17 protein-coding genes and 1 riboswitch are annotated in these 13899 nt (G+C 60.5%); of the genes, 7 read left to right on the top strand and 10 right to left on the bottom strand.

All coding sequences use genetic code 11. The annotated features are described in order from the left end of the window. Positions 1-105 (top strand): formate--tetrahydrofolate ligase (locus L4923_RS29420; RefSeq protein WP_239369989.1); only part of this gene is annotated, 105 nt, incomplete at its 5' end. A gap of 91 nt (positions 106-196) precedes the next feature. On the opposite strand, the gene L4923_RS29415 is transcribed toward L4923_RS29420, so the two are convergent. Next, positions 197-1366 (bottom strand): acyl-CoA dehydrogenase family protein, encoded by a 1170-nt coding sequence (locus L4923_RS29415; RefSeq protein WP_239370657.1) that lies wholly within the window; start codon positions 1364-1366, stop codon positions 197-199. A 151-nt stretch (positions 1367-1517) separates the two neighbouring features. On the opposite strand from L4923_RS29415, the gene L4923_RS29410 reads away from it, so the two are divergent. Continuing rightward, positions 1518-2210 (top strand): winged helix-turn-helix transcriptional regulator, encoded by a 693-nt coding sequence (locus tag L4923_RS29410; protein WP_239370656.1) that lies wholly within the window; start codon positions 1518-1520, stop codon positions 2208-2210. A 68-nt stretch (positions 2211-2278) separates the two neighbouring features. Here the strand turns inward: L4923_RS29410 and L4923_RS29405 are convergent, their stop codons facing one another. Then, on the bottom strand, positions 2279-2746 hold the full coding sequence (locus tag L4923_RS29405; RefSeq protein WP_239370655.1) for a 6,7-dimethyl-8-ribityllumazine synthase: 468 nt from the start codon (positions 2744-2746) through the stop codon (positions 2279-2281). 76 nt (positions 2747-2822) lie between these two features. Continuing rightward, a riboswitch (FMN riboswitch) is annotated at positions 2823-2969 on the bottom strand. Positions 2970-3024: 55 nt separating this feature from the next. Next, positions 3025-3576, bottom strand: coding sequence for a sugar O-acetyltransferase (locus L4923_RS29400; RefSeq protein ID WP_239370654.1), 552 nt, complete (start codon positions 3574-3576; stop codon positions 3025-3027). A 118-nt stretch (positions 3577-3694) separates the two neighbouring features. Between L4923_RS29400 and L4923_RS29395 the strand changes: the two genes are divergently transcribed. From L4923_RS29395 to L4923_RS29385, 3 genes are all read left to right on the top strand, one after another. Next, complete coding sequence (locus L4923_RS29395) at positions 3695-4156, top strand: DUF4126 domain-containing protein (RefSeq protein ID WP_239370653.1); 462 nt, start codon at positions 3695-3697, stop codon at positions 4154-4156. Then, positions 4153-5535 carry an FAD-containing oxidoreductase gene (locus tag L4923_RS29390; RefSeq protein ID WP_239370652.1) on the top strand — a complete coding sequence of 461 codons (1383 nt, stop codon included), beginning with the start codon at positions 4153-4155 and terminating at the stop codon, positions 5533-5535. Before L4923_RS29395 ends, L4923_RS29390 begins: the two co-directional genes overlap by 4 nt. 189 nt (positions 5536-5724) lie before the next feature. Then, on the top strand, positions 5725-6777 hold the full coding sequence (locus L4923_RS29385) for a M14 family metallopeptidase (protein WP_239370651.1): 1053 nt from the start codon (positions 5725-5727) through the stop codon (positions 6775-6777). A 25-nt stretch (positions 6778-6802) separates the two neighbouring features. On the opposite strand, the gene L4923_RS29380 is transcribed toward L4923_RS29385, so the two are convergent. Together L4923_RS29380 and L4923_RS29375 are read right to left on the bottom strand one after the other, a co-directional pair. Beyond that, complete coding sequence (locus L4923_RS29380) at positions 6803-7516, bottom strand: DUF1868 domain-containing protein (RefSeq protein WP_239370650.1); 714 nt, start codon at positions 7514-7516, stop codon at positions 6803-6805. Positions 7517-7597: 81 nt separating this feature from the next. Continuing rightward, positions 7598-8497 carry a DMT family transporter gene (locus tag L4923_RS29375; protein WP_239370649.1) on the bottom strand — a complete coding sequence of 300 codons (900 nt, stop codon included), beginning with the start codon at positions 8495-8497 and terminating at the stop codon, positions 7598-7600. Positions 8498-8598: 101 nt separating this feature from the next. Between L4923_RS29375 and L4923_RS29370 the strand changes: the two genes are divergently transcribed. Beyond that, positions 8599-9465 carry a LysR substrate-binding domain-containing protein gene (locus L4923_RS29370; protein WP_239370648.1) on the top strand — a complete coding sequence of 289 codons (867 nt, stop codon included), beginning with the start codon at positions 8599-8601 and terminating at the stop codon, positions 9463-9465. 32 nt (positions 9466-9497) lie between these two features. Here the strand turns inward: L4923_RS29370 and L4923_RS29365 are convergent, their stop codons facing one another. Continuing rightward, on the bottom strand, positions 9498-9710 hold the full coding sequence (locus L4923_RS29365) for a hypothetical protein (protein ID WP_239370647.1): 213 nt from the start codon (positions 9708-9710) through the stop codon (positions 9498-9500). Between L4923_RS29365 and L4923_RS29360 the strand changes: the two genes are divergently transcribed. After that, positions 9709-10371 (top strand): L,D-transpeptidase, encoded by a 663-nt coding sequence (locus tag L4923_RS29360; RefSeq protein WP_239370646.1) that lies wholly within the window; start codon positions 9709-9711, stop codon positions 10369-10371. The genes L4923_RS29365 and L4923_RS29360 overlap by 2 nt on opposite strands. Positions 10372-10373: 2 nt before the next feature. Here L4923_RS29360 and L4923_RS29355 read toward each other — a convergent pair whose 3' ends face one another. Genes L4923_RS29355 through L4923_RS29340 form a run of 4 tightly spaced genes read right to left on the bottom strand, consistent with a single transcriptional unit; the run spans position 10374 to position 13773 of the window. Then, positions 10374-11297 (bottom strand): aldose 1-epimerase, encoded by a 924-nt coding sequence (locus L4923_RS29355; RefSeq protein ID WP_239370645.1) that lies wholly within the window; start codon positions 11295-11297, stop codon positions 10374-10376. Further along, positions 11297-12052, bottom strand: a complete 756-nt coding sequence (locus L4923_RS29350) for an SDR family oxidoreductase (protein WP_239370644.1) — start codon at positions 12050-12052, stop codon at positions 11297-11299. The genes L4923_RS29355 and L4923_RS29350 overlap by 1 nt, the downstream gene beginning before the upstream one ends. 9 nt (positions 12053-12061) lie before the next feature. Next, the gene (locus L4923_RS29345; protein WP_239370643.1) at positions 12062-12793 is read right to left on the bottom strand and encodes an ATP-binding cassette domain-containing protein; all 732 of its coding nucleotides are present in this window, start codon (positions 12791-12793) and stop codon (positions 12062-12064) included. Next, entirely contained in the window at positions 12790-13773 is a 984-nt protein-coding gene (locus L4923_RS29340) for an ABC transporter permease (protein ID WP_239370642.1), read from the bottom strand. Before L4923_RS29340 ends, L4923_RS29345 begins: the two co-directional genes overlap by 4 nt. Positions 13774-13899: the final 126 nt, after the last annotated feature.

Here is a 13899-nt window from a genome sequence, read left to right as displayed (position 1 = left end):
GTCATCATCTGCGGTGAGGTCATGACCATGCCCGGCCTGCCCTCCAAGCCATCGTCGGAGAAGATCTTCCTCAACGATCAGGGCCAGATCGAGGGACTGTTCTAAGGGCAAAGGCAGTAGGGCAATGAGGGAATAGGGCAGTTGGAAACGACCTGCTCACTGCCCTAATCCCCTACTGCCTTACGCCCCCGCTACCTCAAAAAATATCGCCTGTCGGCACACCAAGCGCCATGGCTCCGGCATAACGCGCCTGCGGCCCGGCCTGGAGTGGGTGAAACCGTGCGGCCTGCATGTCGCGGAAGCGGCGCTCGAGCCCGCGGTCGCGATAGAAGGACGCTCCGCCTGCGAGTTCCATGGCCAACGCAGTGACTTCGAGGCCCTGGCTTGCCACCAGCGAGCGTCCGATCATCACTTCATTGACGCTTTCCGCTGAGGGTGAATTCCGTTCAGCAGCTTCGATCATGGCGCGATGCGCCATCTGAGCGCCACGCAGGGCCGTATCCATCCGGCCCGCAAGGTTCAGCGCATTCTCGCTCACTGGCTTCTTGCGGGCGATGTCGATGGCAATGTCCCGCGCACTTTCTGCGATACCGAGGTAGACTGAGTAGATCAGCGGAAAGGCAACCGTGGCGATGATCTGAAACACCGGATGCCAGTGGCCGGCAGCACGCGAAAAGCCTACTGCAGCATCGGGAACGAAAAGCCCATCGATGATCACATCGTTGGAACCGGTGCCGCGCATGCCGAGCGTACGCCAATTGTCCATGATCCGCACTTCCGGTGCCCGCATCGGCACCCCAAAATGGATAACCTTGTCGCCCTCTTCCGCATCGTGGAATATCGCGCCGGTCATGAGCAGGTCCCCAGCGGCTGCACCGGAGGTGAAGACCTTGCGAGCGGTGATGCGATAGCCGCCTTCAACTTTCTCGGCTTTGCCGGAACCACCGATCCAGTCGGATCCGCCGCTGGAAAGGAGAATGATCTTTTCTGTCGCCACGCGCTTCAGCAGAGGCTCGACGGCTGCAACATTCTGGTAGCGCCAGCGCCAAGCGGGGATCGCCACTTGGTGCGTGTGCATGGCAAAGGCAAGCGCGGTTGAGCCACAAGACCGTGCCATGATGCGCAACATCTCGCATAGTTCGGCAATTCCTGCCCCGCCGCCGCCGAGTTCGAGCGGCACAGCGGCTTGCACAAGGCCAGCCTCCTTCAGAAGCGCGTAGTTGTCCGCGACGAAACGATCATCCTCGTCGAAACGCGCGGCCCGCTCGACAAGAATGGATGTCAGCTGACGAGCTGCGCCCACCACGTCCGTCGGCGCCGTATTACCACTCGCGGTGCTCAAGCGAGCTTCTGCAATGTTTGTCATCGTCTCTCCTCCTGTTGAACGGAGGATCGCGCCATTGCTCGGAGTGTTCCAGTTCAGGAAGTGAATCGCTACGAGAGGCTTAAGCCTTGTGGCGTAGATGCGGGCCACCGGGATTTGTGCTATTGATAGCGGCACCTACGAGCGGTGCGAAATGGGCGATCGCGGCGGCTACGGCCAATTCTGTCCGGTTTCAATGGCGTCAGAGATTCTCTGCACGCGCTGGACGACCTTGGTCGTACGGGAAATGCTGATGGGATCGAGCCGTTTCAACGACTTGCGGCGAGGTGTGCCCAGAATGTCGCCTGCGCTTCTGTCGAAACGGCTGAAGGACCTGGAGCGCGCGGGCGTCATCCAGATATTGTCCGGCCGCGCGGGCGCAACCGAATACCGCCTGACAGAAGCAGGCGAGCATTTGCGCCCCATCATTCTCGGTCTCGGGGAATGGGGACACCGTTGGGTGGAAAGCCAGCTGACCCTGAGAAATCTCGACCCTTCGCTCCTGATGTGGGACATGCGCCGGAATCTGAAGCCGGAACCTCTCCCACCACAGCGCTGCACGATTCACTTTCTGTATCCCGAAGTCTCTAAAACACGGCAGAATTGGTGGCTCGTGGTTGATAGCGGTACCGTAGACCTGTGCAATTCCGACCCGGGATTCGAGATAGACTTGCAGGTCACCGGCTCGCTACGCAGCATGACGGCGGTCTGGATGGGCATAGCGCGGCTTAGCCAGGAGATCGATTCCGGCCGACTGGAAGTCGACGGTGATGACCGCATTGCCCGTGCGATGCAGGCTTGGCTTGGCCTGAGCAGCTTCGCACCGATCGAGCGAAAGGTACCTTAGAGCGTTCTCTCTTGAAGAATTTCACAAGCTCCTCCCGTCGAACGGGAGGAGCGTCGTTACAGGGACGATCAAGCCGCGACCAAGTCTCGGGCCTTGAGGATTTCCACACAGGCGTGAGCCGCTTCTTCGCCCTTGACCTTGAAATGCTCGAAGAAGAAGCGGTGATGCTCGGCACCGTCATGGAAATTATGCGGTGTCAGCACTGCCGAGAGCACCGGCACACCGGTCGCGAGTTGCACGTTCATCATGCCGTCCAGCACTGCCTGCGCCACGAATTCGTGACGGTAGATGCCGCCGTTGACCACGAAGGCGACACCGAGGATCGCCGCATGGCGGCCGTTCCCGGCTAGTGTCTTGGCATGCAGCGGGATTTCATAGGCGCCCGGCACATCAAAGATGTCGACGGCAAGGCCACCCAGCGCCTCGACCTCCTTAACGAAGCTCTCGACGCATTGGTCAACGATGTCGGCATGCCAACGTGCACGAATGACGGCGACACGACGGGTTTCGAACTGTTTCTGGGATTGCTGATTCATGGGTCCTTCCTTCCGTTTCGAACCAGAATCAGGACGCACGACACGGAAAAGCGGCAGCTTGCACTGCCGTTCATCCGCTCGTTCTCTTCCATCCGGACTGTGACCGTCGGCTCCGGAATTACACCGGATCTGCTGACCTTTCCGGCAAGCCGGAAAGCGCTCGCGGGCTTGAGCCGAAGCTCTTACCGCCGGTGGGGACTTTCACCCCGCCCTGAGAACATTAACGGCGCTAGTAATGCGGCAGGGGGCTTGCCTGTCAACCCGCAGGAACAACGGTTTCAGCCAACTGGCCGAGCCGGATTGCCGACAACGGTGGCTCCGGCAGGGACGTCTCGGGTGACCACAGCCCCTGCGCCGACGATGGCGTTGTCGCCGATCGTCACGCCGCCAAGGATGATGGCGCCGCCGCCGATCCAGACGTTTTCGCCGATCGTTACGGGACGGCCGATCTCCAGACCGGCGCGGCGCTCGGCGGCGCCCTTATGATGTTCCGGGCAATAGATCTGCACATGCGGACCAAGCATCGTGGCGTTGCCGATGCGCACGGATGCGGTGTCGAGAATAGTGCAGGAGGTGTTCAGGAAGACACCGTCCCCGAGAAAGATGTTGAAGCCATAGGCGCAATGAAACGGCGCTTCGATACGTGCTCCCTCCCCAACCTGCCCCAGAAGCGCATGCAGCTTCGGTGCGATGTCGCCGCGCTGCCGAGGCGGCAAGGAACCGTGCTCGAAGACCGCTTCGCTTGCCGCGATGCGCAAGGTATCAAGTTCCGGATCGACGCAATTGTACCATTCGCCGGCCTCCATCTTTTCCCGTTCGCTTCTTGTCATATCGGGTCTCCGAAACCTTCTCTCTAAGAGAGGTCACCCAAACCGAGCCCATGGTCAAACGCCAGTCATATGATACGTTGCTTATGTTGGCTGCCATCGGTCACTGAGGGGGACTGGGATGCTCTATCTGCTTGCGTTGCTGATCGGTGTTATCGCGGGACTAAGGACCATGATGGCGCCCGCTGCGGTAGCCTGGGGCACCTATCTGGGTTGGCTGTCGCTGACCGGAACCTGGGCAAGCTTCGTGGGGCATTGGATCACCGTCGCCATCTTCTCCGTACTCGCCTTGGCTGAATTGATTGCCGACCAGCTCCCTTCCACGCCAAGCCGCAAGGTACCGCAACAATTCGGCGCGCGGCTCGTCGGTGGCGCCTTTGCCGGCGCTGTGATCGGCACGACCGGTGGCGCAGTGATCGGCGGTTTGATTGCCGGCATCGTTGGGGCGGTGATTGGCACTTATGGCGGCGCAGAGCTTAGAGCCCGGCTATCGGCCGCTTTCGGGCGCGACCTTCCTGCCGCTCTGGTCGAGGACGTGATCGCCATTGTCGGTGCCGCATTGATCGTGGCTGCCATCGCATGACCGCCATGCCAAAAAAATTCGATGTAATCATCATCGGCTGTGGCCAGGCCGGGCCCTCGCTGGCGGGTCGCCTGAGCGCCGCCGGCATGTCGGTGGCACTGGTCGAACGCAAACTGGTCGGCGGCACCTGCGTCAATACCGGCTGCATGCCAACCAAGGCAATGGTCGCCAGCGCATATGCTGCGCATCTGGCACGGCGCGCCGCCGACTACGGGGTGATGCTTTCCGGGCCGGTCGGCGTCGACATGAAGGCGATCAAGGCGCGCAAGGACAAGGTTTCCAACGACGCCCGCAAGGGTCTGGAAGAGTGGATCGCTTCCATGCCTGGCTGTACGCTGTTTCGCGGACACGCCCGCTTCGAAGATCCGCACACCGTAAGAGTCGGCGAGGAATTGCTCGCCGCCGACAGGATTTTCCTCAACGTTGGCGGACGCGCCTCTGTGCCGGAGCTGCCCGGCATCCGAGATATCTCGTTTCTTACCAACTCCTCAATCATGGACGTCGACATCCTGCCTGAGCATCTCGTGGTCGTCGGCGGCAGCTACATCTCGCTGGAATTCGCGCAGATGTTCCGCCGTTTCGGCTCCGAAGTCACCGTCATTGAGAGGGCTCCTCGCCTGATCGGCCGGGAAGATGAGGATGTTTCCAGCACGATCCTCTCCATGTTCGAGAAGGAAGGTGTCACCGTCCATCTCGGCGCAGAGGACATCTCCTTCGAGAGACAGGGCGACAAAACCGCGGTCACGTTCGCGCATGACAAGAAACCGGTGATCGGCTCCCATGTTCTTCTGGCGCTAGGCCGCGTCCCCAACACCGATGACCTCGGCCTCGACAGAGCCGGCGTGGCAGTCGACAAGCGTGGCTTCATAGAAGTCGACGATCAGTTGCAGACCAGCGTGCCTCATATCTGGGCGATGGGCGACTGCAACGGCAAGGGAGCTTTCACGCACACCTCCTACAACGACTACGAGATCGTCGCCGCCAACTTGCTCGACAATGATCCCCGCAAGGTCACCGATCGCATCGAAGCTTATGCGCTTTATACCGATCCGCCGCTCGGCCGCGCCGGGATGACGGAGGCAGCTGTACGCAAATCCGGCCGCCGCGCTTTGATTGGCCAGCGCCCGATGACGAGGGTTGGCCGCGCTGTGGAAAAGGGTGAGACGCAAGGGTTCATGAAAATCCTGGTGGATGCGGATACCGGCGAAATCCTTGGTTGTTCGGTGCTCGGCCCGGGCGGCGACGAAGCCGTGCACTGCGTGCTCGACCTGATGTACGCCAAAGCGCCGGTGAAGACGCTGCAGCGCGCCGTGCATATCCATCCCAATGTCGCCGAACTGCTGCCGACGATTGCGCAGGAGCTCAAACCGCTCGTCTGAGCGATGATGACCTGCACGTCCGGCACGCTGCTGGCTCAGCATCGCGGCGGCTGGACCACTCGACTCGCCTCCCGCGAGACGGCAAGAACGGCATTCGCTGGAGCATTTCCGTTTTTGCGCGGAAACGCCCTAACTTTTTGTCGCAATTCCGGACGCAAAATCGCTGGAATTGCTCCTGCGGAGAACATCATGGAAAAGACGATAGAGCGGCTGGCAGGCGACAGTGAGGGTGTTGCCTATGAATTTCCGGTCTATCGCTTCAAGGGCACCGATCCCAAGGCGCCCGCTGCCTATCTGCAGGCAGCACTGCATGCCGGCGAGTTGCCGGGTACGGTAGCCATCGACGCTTTGATGCCGCTGCTGGCCAAAGCAGAAGCTGAAGGACGTGTCAAAGGCTCGATCACCGTCGTGCCATGGGCCAACCCGGTGGGTCGCGCGCAATATCTGTTCGGCGAACTGGAAGGCCGTTTCCATTTGCCGAACCGCGTCAACTTCAACCGTGACTTTCCGCTGATCGACAAGCCGGATGTCTCACTGCTGCCGCAAGAGGAAGACCTGCCGACGATCGACCAGCGCCTGAAGGCACGCCTGCTCAGACTGTCGGTCGGCCATGACATTGTGCTTGATCTGCATTGTGACGACGAGAGCACCGCCTATCTCTACGTGCCCGCTGTTTTGTGGCCTGCAATGCAGGACTGCGCCGCCGCGATGGGCGTGGAAGCCGTCCTCCTTTGGGAAGGCGAGAGCGGCTCGGCCTTCGAGGAAGCATCGCTGCAGCCGTATCTCGCCAGTGATAAGGCGAGACTTGAGAATCTCGTCGTTACCACGGTCGAATATCGCGGCATTGTCGACGTCGATGGAGCAACGGCCGAAGCAGATGCTGCGGGCCTTTATCGGCTGCTCGCCACGCGCGGTGTCATCACCGACACCACAGTGGTCAAGCCCGGCCGTTTCGAAGGCGTCGTCGCGCCGCTCGAAAACATCGATATGGTGCCTGCCCCCAAGGCCGGCGCCCTGCTTTACGACGCAAAGCCGGGCGACTGGGTGAAGAAGGGCGACCGGCTGGCGACCATCGTGCATGCGCCAGGCGAACCTGGCGGGCGTGTCGAGATCTTCGCGCCGCAGGACGGCTATATCCTCACCCGCCGTTCACATCGCATCACGCGCAAGGGGGACGATCTCGTCAAGCTGGTGGGCAGCAAGCGCAGCGACGACGCCCGCTCCGGCACGCTTGAGGATTAGTTTTCAGTTTTCGCTAGGACCGGACTCAAGCAAGATAGTGCTGCGGCTTGAATTCGGTCATGTCGTTGAACGTGCAGAATGCCGGCACATCCAGTTCAAGCACATCGACCTCGGCCATGAGATTCTGGGTCAGTTCGGCCAGAGCCGGCAGATAGATGCCTTCGGCTCCCGTTGGCAGCCAGGCTTTCAGATAGGCGAGCGTGATGTGGAAGGTATAGCTGTCGTGATCGGGGTGGCTGTAGCTGAAAGGCGCGGTCAATTCATCGCGCAGCGCGCGAATTTTCTGTTCGTCGGTGAGCGTTGCACCGGTCACGACCACACCGAGGGGCGTGACCTCGACTGGCCGCATGCGAAACTCCGATGCTTTGGGGAATGCCTTCAGGCGGTTGAGGAAGAAGGCCGTTGTCTCGTCGATCGGCGCCTGCGGAGCGAGTTCCCGCGGCCAATAGGCAGGCTGTCGCCGTCCCTCGATCGTGCCTTGAAACACGGTCATGTGCAGGCTGGAAACAGGCGTATAGGCGAAACGGTCGCCATAAGGCAGCGCCTTCAGCGCTTCGCGTACGCGCACCAGCGCTTGCTGTGTCGCTGAACCGTCGACGACATGGCTGACGATGGTGTTGCCGGGTTCCAGCAGGAACGTGCCGTCCGCGTCGAATCGACGATTAAGGTAATGGGGCGGCGCGCTCTTGCCGATTTCGGTGAAGTTTTCGGCGAAGGCGTCGTTTCGTTGGTAGGCCACGGCTGCTCCAAGGGAAGATGTTGCAGCCGCTCTGTAGGTTTCCGGCTTGAAGGCTGTGTGACAGCCGGCAGCAATTGCAACCTATTCAGCTGGAGAGACGGATGCCGTTCGTCCCGGGAAACGCCATCCCAAACGCACACCCAATGTCGCGGCCGCGATCATTATCATGCCGATAGCCTGTGGCAGGCCGATTGGATGCTGGTAGATCGCCCAGTCGATAAGGATGGCAACCACAGGATAGATGAAAGTCAGCACACCGATTACCGGGGTGGACAAACGTGGATAGGCTGAAAACATCATCACATAGGCGATACCGGTATGCAGCACGCCGATGCCGGCCAACCAACCCCAGGACGCAGCCGGGATGATGGCCGAGATGTTGGCCAACGGCGCCAGCATGACCGCTCCCACCACGGCCTGACACAGCACGGTCACCTCAGGGCGCTGTTCGCCAAGGCCTTTGGCGAGCACCGTGACGATTGCATAGAGCACTGCGCCGCCCAGCGCCATGAGGATACCGACGGCCCAGGTCGTGGTGATCGCTGTGCTCGAAGCGACGAGACCACTCGCCAGCACGACGCCGACAAAGGCGAGAACCATCCAGATGATCTGGTCCGCGTTTACCCGCTCTTGAAGGAACGCAACGCCGATCAACACGACGAAGAATGGCTGGATGTGGTAGATGATCGTCATCACGGCGATCGATGTGCGGGCAAAGCCCGCAAAGAAGACGACCCAGCTCAGCACCATGCATACGCCGCAGATCGCTGCGCGCAGGAGCCGTGCCCTGGAGAGGCCAGGGTCCGGCAGATAGCCGCGCAGCAGGCACCATGCGCCGAGAAACAGCGTCGCGAAAACGCAGCGCCAGAACACCGTGGTGATGGGATCGACCCCAGCCTCCGTGACGAAGGCGCCCACCGTGCCGGCGATCATCATCGCAACCGCCAGGGTCAGGGCAGGAAATCGGCTGGTGTCGGTCATATGGGGTCGTCCGCGTCGAAGGGACGGTCAGCAAGCCACCACCTCTTCCTTCATGCAAACGAATAGATTTGGAGAAAACTATTCGTTATGCTGATAGCACCATGGCCCTGCCCCTCGACCTCGACCTGCTGAAAACCTTCGTCGCCATCGCCGAGAGCGGCAGTTTTTCCAACGCTGCTCCCCGCGTCGGGCGCAGCCAGTCCGCCGTCAGCATGCAGATGCAGCGGCTTGAGCAGACGATCGGAAAGCAGCTTCTGATCCGCACACCACGCGCCGTCGTACCGAACGCCACTGGCGAAGAGTTCCTGGTTTATGCCCGCCGACTATTGAAACTCTCGGATGAAGCCTTAGCGAGCGTCACCCGCCCCGAAGAAGCGGGCAGCGTTCGCCTTGGGGTTCCGGACGACTATGCCGCCTATCTATTGCCGCCGGTATTGTCGCGGTTTTCGGCAGCGCATCCGCTGGTGACGGTGGAACTTGTCTGCGAGCAGTCGACCGCATTGGTGAAAACAATAGAAGAAGGCAGGCTGGATCTTGCGATCATCACCCGTCTGCCGGATCAGGCGCTGGAAGTGCTGCGACTGGAGCGGTGCGTCTGGGTCGCTTCGCCAAACCATGTCGCCTGGGAAAAGGATCCATTGCCGGTCGCCCTGTTTGAACCCGGCTGCGCCGCCCGGGTGAACATGTTGCAGGTCTTGGCCAAGATCGATCATGCCTTCCATTGCACCTATTCCAGCGCCAGCCTGCTCGGCCTCATAGCGGTCGTGCAGGCCGGACTGGCCGTTGCGGGCCTGGCGCAGTTGAGCGTGCCGCCATCATTGCGCATCATCGGCGAAAACGAGGGCTTGCCACCGCTTCCCGATCTGGAGATCGGCATCATGCGCAATCCGATGTCTGCGACGCCGGCGGTCGAGCGGCTGAACGAGTTTCTCCGCCGGGATCTGACCGAGACGACCCAGCCAGGCTGATCTACTCGCACCCTGCTCGTCGCTTCTTCTGATCAGCAATCAGGATGGAAGATGTTGCCGGCACACCACATCGCAAAACAATCTGCTTTGCGGCTGCTGCCGGACATATGGTGGTCATGTTGAGATGAAGAAGAAAGCGCGGCTTTAGCCGCATATCTCATTCCCAAAAAAGGCAACAAACTAGAAATGACTATCATCTCGATGCTTCGGCGATGCTTGCCGGGCATTGCGGTTCTGCCGCTCATGATCGCCGCCGGTTGCTCGCAGACCGTGCAGCCCAATACGAAAACCACGACTGTCTTCCCACCGACGCCGGCCATTGCCGCAGTCGCAGCACCCGCAGCGGTCGAACCCGTGTCCTATCAGAGCAAGGATGCGGAGCGGTACGCGGCCGTTGACGATGGCGGCTATAGCTTGCCGGCCATCGACACCAGCAAAGTCGATCCCAAATTCCTGCGCCAGTTGGTCGACGACCCGACGGGAGAACCAGCGGGGTCGATCGTCGTCGATACGCAGAAGAACTTCCTCTACCTGGTGCAGCCGAACGGCAAGGCCATGCGCTATGGCGTGGGCCTGGGGAAGCAGGGGCACGCCTGGAAAGGTCGTGCGATCGTGCAATGGAAGCGCAAATGGCCGACCTGGACGCCGCCGGCGGCCATGATCCGCCGCGATCAAAAGCTGGAGAAATGGCGCAATGGCATGCAGCCTGGCGTGTCCAACCCGCTGGGCGCGCGGGCGCTTTACATTTTCAAAGACGGCAAGGATACGCTCTACCGCATCCATGGATCGCCACAGTGGCGTTCGATCGGAAAGTCAGCCTCTGCAGGCTGCGTGCGCATGTTCAATCAGGACGTGATCGACCTGTACGACCGCGTTGCTGGAAAGGCACCGCTTCTGGTGATGTAACTTCACGGCTCTTTCACAACAGCATTGCCGTTAGGATCAGCTTGGCTGGCAACCGAGAAACTGGCGCTGGCTTTCAATTCATCCCCCGGCGCCAGCTTCACCATGCCGTGGTCGACGGGCCCCTCAGGCAGATTGAACGCATCGACGGGATGAGAGACCGGCTCGAAACAAAAGAAGTCAGCGTCGCCCGACGGAGAAAACAGGACATATTGGCTCAGCAACTCACTCGCCACGACCGCGACCGATAGCTCTCGATCCGGCCAATCGATGCGGGCCTGGCGATCCCAGCCGGCAAACCAGTTGTTAACCCAGGATCTTGGCAATTGGCGCCTTCGGTTGAAATCCAGCTCCAAATGCGCAGACACAGCCTCACGCGCTTTCGGCAGATGGTCCTCATGCTCAAGCCAGACGTGCTCGGCGCGAGCCGTCAGATGGGTATTGCGATCGCGCACAAACCACGGATGGAAACCGAGACCATAAGGCAAGGTCAATGCTGCCCTGTTGGTGACGGCGAGTTCCATCACCAGCGTCGCACCCGAAAGCCTATAGGTCATCGTGGCGTCATATCGAAAGGGACCGGGGCCCTCTCCATCCAGGAAGAGCGTGATGGCCTCGTCTGTCCTTTCTGCGGTTGCCCAGGCAACGGAAAAACCGCTGCCATGGATGGGATGTTTTTCGCTCTGCATGTTCCGCTCGACCGGATGAAATGCACCCTCGAACGCGAAGCCGCCTCCCGAGACCCGCCCCGAGAAAGGAATCAGCAGGATGTTCGACAAGCCGAAAGGATGCTCGGTTTCAGGATCGACGGAACGGAATACCGGCGTCCAGCCACCGCGATGCATCACATCGAACGACGTCAACCCGGCGCCCAGGTCCGGCCGAATCGTAATCCTGGCGGTCGCGTTGGACAGGCTGAGTGGTGCCATCACCAGCCGCCATCGATGTGGATATTCTGTCCCGTGATCAGGTCGGATGACGGCGAAACGAGGAACAACACCAACTCGGCGACTTGTGATGGCTCGATGCGTTCCTTCAGACACTGATTCTCAAGGATCCAGTCATTGTATTCCTGCAGGCGATCGGCAAAAACCCGCCTTTCGGCATCTGAAACGACCGCACCGGGCGAAACAGCATTGACGCGCACGCCATGCGGCCCCAGCTCTCGGGCGAGCGACTTGGTCAAGCCGAGCATGGCTCCCTTCGAGGCGACGTAAGGCACATAGCCATCCCAGCGGCCGTTCAGAGTCACCGAGCAGAAATTGACGATCTTGCCGTAGTGTTTTTGTTTCATCGCCGGAGCCACCGCACGGGCAAGCGCAAAGGCAGCCGCGGAATTCACCCGCAACTGATCTTCATATTCCTCAAGCGAGAATTTTTCGAACGGCTTGTTGATGATCAACGCCGCATTGTTGATGAGGATATCGATACCGCCGCAGCTTGCCGCGAGCCTTTCGGCACACGCCTGTGTCGCGGCAAGGTCGTTGAGATCGTGACCGACATAGGAAGAGCGGACACCATGTGTCGCGGCGACCTTATCCGCGAACGCCTCGCCACCATCCCCGCCCGGCAGATCGAGCAGGAAAAGATCTGCTCCCGCCCCTGCGAGAACATCTGCCTGGGCGCGACCCAAGGTTCCCAACGCCCCGGTCAGAAGCGCGGTTTTTCCAGCGAGTGTTGCCATCTTTAGTGCTCACAAAAGATCGTGGACTTCATCGATCGAGGTTTCGGTCGTCGGCCGGTCGAAGACGATCTCCCCGCGCGCCATCGCCACGATCCGGTCGCACGACTGGAACACATGTTGCATGTTGTGCGAGATGAAAATTCCGGTCAGTCCCTGGGTCTTCAGACCGCGCACGAAGCCGATGACTTTGTTGGTTTCCTTGACCGACAGATGATTGGTCGGTTCATCCAGGATCAACACCTTCGACTTGAAGTGCATGGCGCGCGCAATCGCCACGCCCTGACGCTGACCGCCCGACAATTCGCCGACCAGTGCATCCGGCGAACGCAGGTGCAGATCGACATCGGCGATCGCCTGCACGCTTTCTGCGCGCATGCGCTTCTGATCCATGAGACCGAAACCGCCGATGTTCCATTTCAGCGGCTCGCGGCCGATGAAAAGGTTACGCGCGATGGACATGGTCGGAACCATGGAATTGTATTGGTAGATCGTTTCCAGCCCATGATGCATGGCGTCTTTCGGCGAGCGGAAATGGACCTCCCTACCCTCGATCAGGATTTCGCCTGCATCCTGGTGGTGCACGCCGGAAAGGATCTTGATGAGCGTCGACTTTCCGGCGCCATTGTCGCCCACCAGGCCGACGGTTTCGCCAGGGTGTATCGTAAGGGAGACGTTCTTCAGCGCGTGGACGCCGCTATACCATTTCTGGAGATTGCGGCACTCAATGATCGGCGTGCTCATTTGTGCGCCTCCACCTTGATCTTACGCGACATCTTGGCCATCCAGGCATTGGCGATGACTGCGAACATGGTGAGCAGACCGATCGCGAACTTGAACCAGTTGGCGTCTACGCGCGATAGAACCAGGCCATTGTCGATCGTGCGGATGAGCAGCGTGCCGATGATCGCGCCAAAGACCGTGCCGATGCCGCCGGCAAGCGCCGTACCGCCGATGACGGCGGCGGCCACCGCCTGCAGTTCCAGTCCCTCGCCGATCGAAGGTAAGGGTGAGCCGAGGCGGAGCACCTGCAGCAGACCGGCAAAGCCAGCCAGCATCGAACACAGCATGAAGCAGATGATCTTCACGCGTTTGACGGGAATGCCCATCGAGGCGGCTGCCTCGTTGAAGCCGCCTGTGGCGCGAATCCAGTTGCCGAAATTGGTCAGCGACAGGAACGCCCCGGCCAGAACCGCAATTACTACGAACCAGACAAAGGACATCCGCAGGATAGAACCCTGCCAGATGTAGTCGGTGAACAGCCAAGTCGGCAGATTGTCAGGGAGAAGCGGCGGAAAACCACCTGAGATGACGATGGTGAGGGAGCGGGCGATGAACAACATGCCAAGCGTCGTGATGAAACTCGGTATCGCGAACTGCAGGGTGATATAGCCGTTGATGAGGCCGATCATTGCGCAGAGCGCCAGCCCCAGCAGCAAAGCGACCGGAAAGGGAACTCCGCCGTTCAACATCACCGCAATGCTCATCGGCATCAGCGCAAACACGGACCCCACGGAAAGATCGAACTCGCCGCAGATCATCAGGATGGTCACGCCGATGGCAACAAGCGCCATCTCCGGCAGAAGTCCCATGACACCGCGGATGTTCTCCACGGACAACAGGATGCCGTTCGACTTGATCTGGAAAACCACGATCAGGATGATGAGCAGCGCGAGACCGGCGAGCTCGGGTTTGTCCAGGTAGATTTTCAAAAACCGCTTCATGAGATTCACACTCATTGCATGGCGTGGGGGGGGGGGGGGGGGGGGGGGGCGGCCGGGGGGGGGGGAGGGGGGGGCGCCCCGGGGGGGGTTTGGTGATGGGGGGGGGCCGGGTGGGGGGGGGGGAGG

It is taken from the genome of Terribium retamae, from assembly GCF_022347545.1.
Taxonomy (GTDB): domain Bacteria; phylum Pseudomonadota; class Alphaproteobacteria; order Rhizobiales; family Rhizobiaceae; genus Mesorhizobium; species Mesorhizobium retamae.
This window is presented reverse-complemented; position numbering and strand designations above follow the sequence as displayed.

Excerpts from the sequence above, each read along its gene's own strand:
- L4923_RS29415 (WP_239370657.1), bottom strand. The coding sequence starts at position 1,366 with ATGACAAACATTGCAGAAGCTCGCTTGAGCACCGCGAGTGGTAATACG.
- L4923_RS29410 (WP_239370656.1), top strand. The coding sequence starts at position 1,518 with ATGGGCGATCGCGGCGGCTACGGCCAATTCTGTCCGGTTTCAATGGCG.
- L4923_RS29405 (WP_239370655.1), bottom strand. The coding sequence starts at position 2,746 with ATGAATCAGCAATCCCAGAAACAGTTCGAAACCCGTCGTGTCGCCGTC.
- L4923_RS29400 (WP_239370654.1), bottom strand. The coding sequence starts at position 3,576 with ATGACAAGAAGCGAACGGGAAAAGATGGAGGCCGGCGAATGGTACAAT.
- L4923_RS29395 (WP_239370653.1), top strand. The coding sequence starts at position 3,695 with ATGCTCTATCTGCTTGCGTTGCTGATCGGTGTTATCGCGGGACTAAGG.
- L4923_RS29390 (WP_239370652.1), top strand. The coding sequence starts at position 4,153 with ATGACCGCCATGCCAAAAAAATTCGATGTAATCATCATCGGCTGTGGC.
- L4923_RS29385 (WP_239370651.1), top strand. The coding sequence starts at position 5,725 with ATGGAAAAGACGATAGAGCGGCTGGCAGGCGACAGTGAGGGTGTTGCC.
- L4923_RS29375 (WP_239370649.1), bottom strand. The coding sequence starts at position 8,497 with ATGACCGACACCAGCCGATTTCCTGCCCTGACCCTGGCGGTTGCGATG.
- L4923_RS29370 (WP_239370648.1), top strand. The coding sequence starts at position 8,599 with ATGGCCCTGCCCCTCGACCTCGACCTGCTGAAAACCTTCGTCGCCATC.
- L4923_RS29360 (WP_239370646.1), top strand. The coding sequence starts at position 9,709 with ATGATCGCCGCCGGTTGCTCGCAGACCGTGCAGCCCAATACGAAAACC.
- L4923_RS29365 (WP_239370647.1), bottom strand. The coding sequence starts at position 9,710 with ATGAGCGGCAGAACCGCAATGCCCGGCAAGCATCGCCGAAGCATCGAG.
- L4923_RS29355 (WP_239370645.1), bottom strand. The coding sequence starts at position 11,297 with ATGGCACCACTCAGCCTGTCCAACGCGACCGCCAGGATTACGATTCGG.
- L4923_RS29350 (WP_239370644.1), bottom strand. The coding sequence starts at position 12,052 with ATGGCAACACTCGCTGGAAAAACCGCGCTTCTGACCGGGGCGTTGGGA.
- L4923_RS29345 (WP_239370643.1), bottom strand. The coding sequence starts at position 12,793 with ATGAGCACGCCGATCATTGAGTGCCGCAATCTCCAGAAATGGTATAGC.
- L4923_RS29340 (WP_239370642.1), bottom strand. The coding sequence starts at position 13,773 with ATGAAGCGGTTTTTGAAAATCTACCTGGACAAACCCGAGCTCGCCGGT.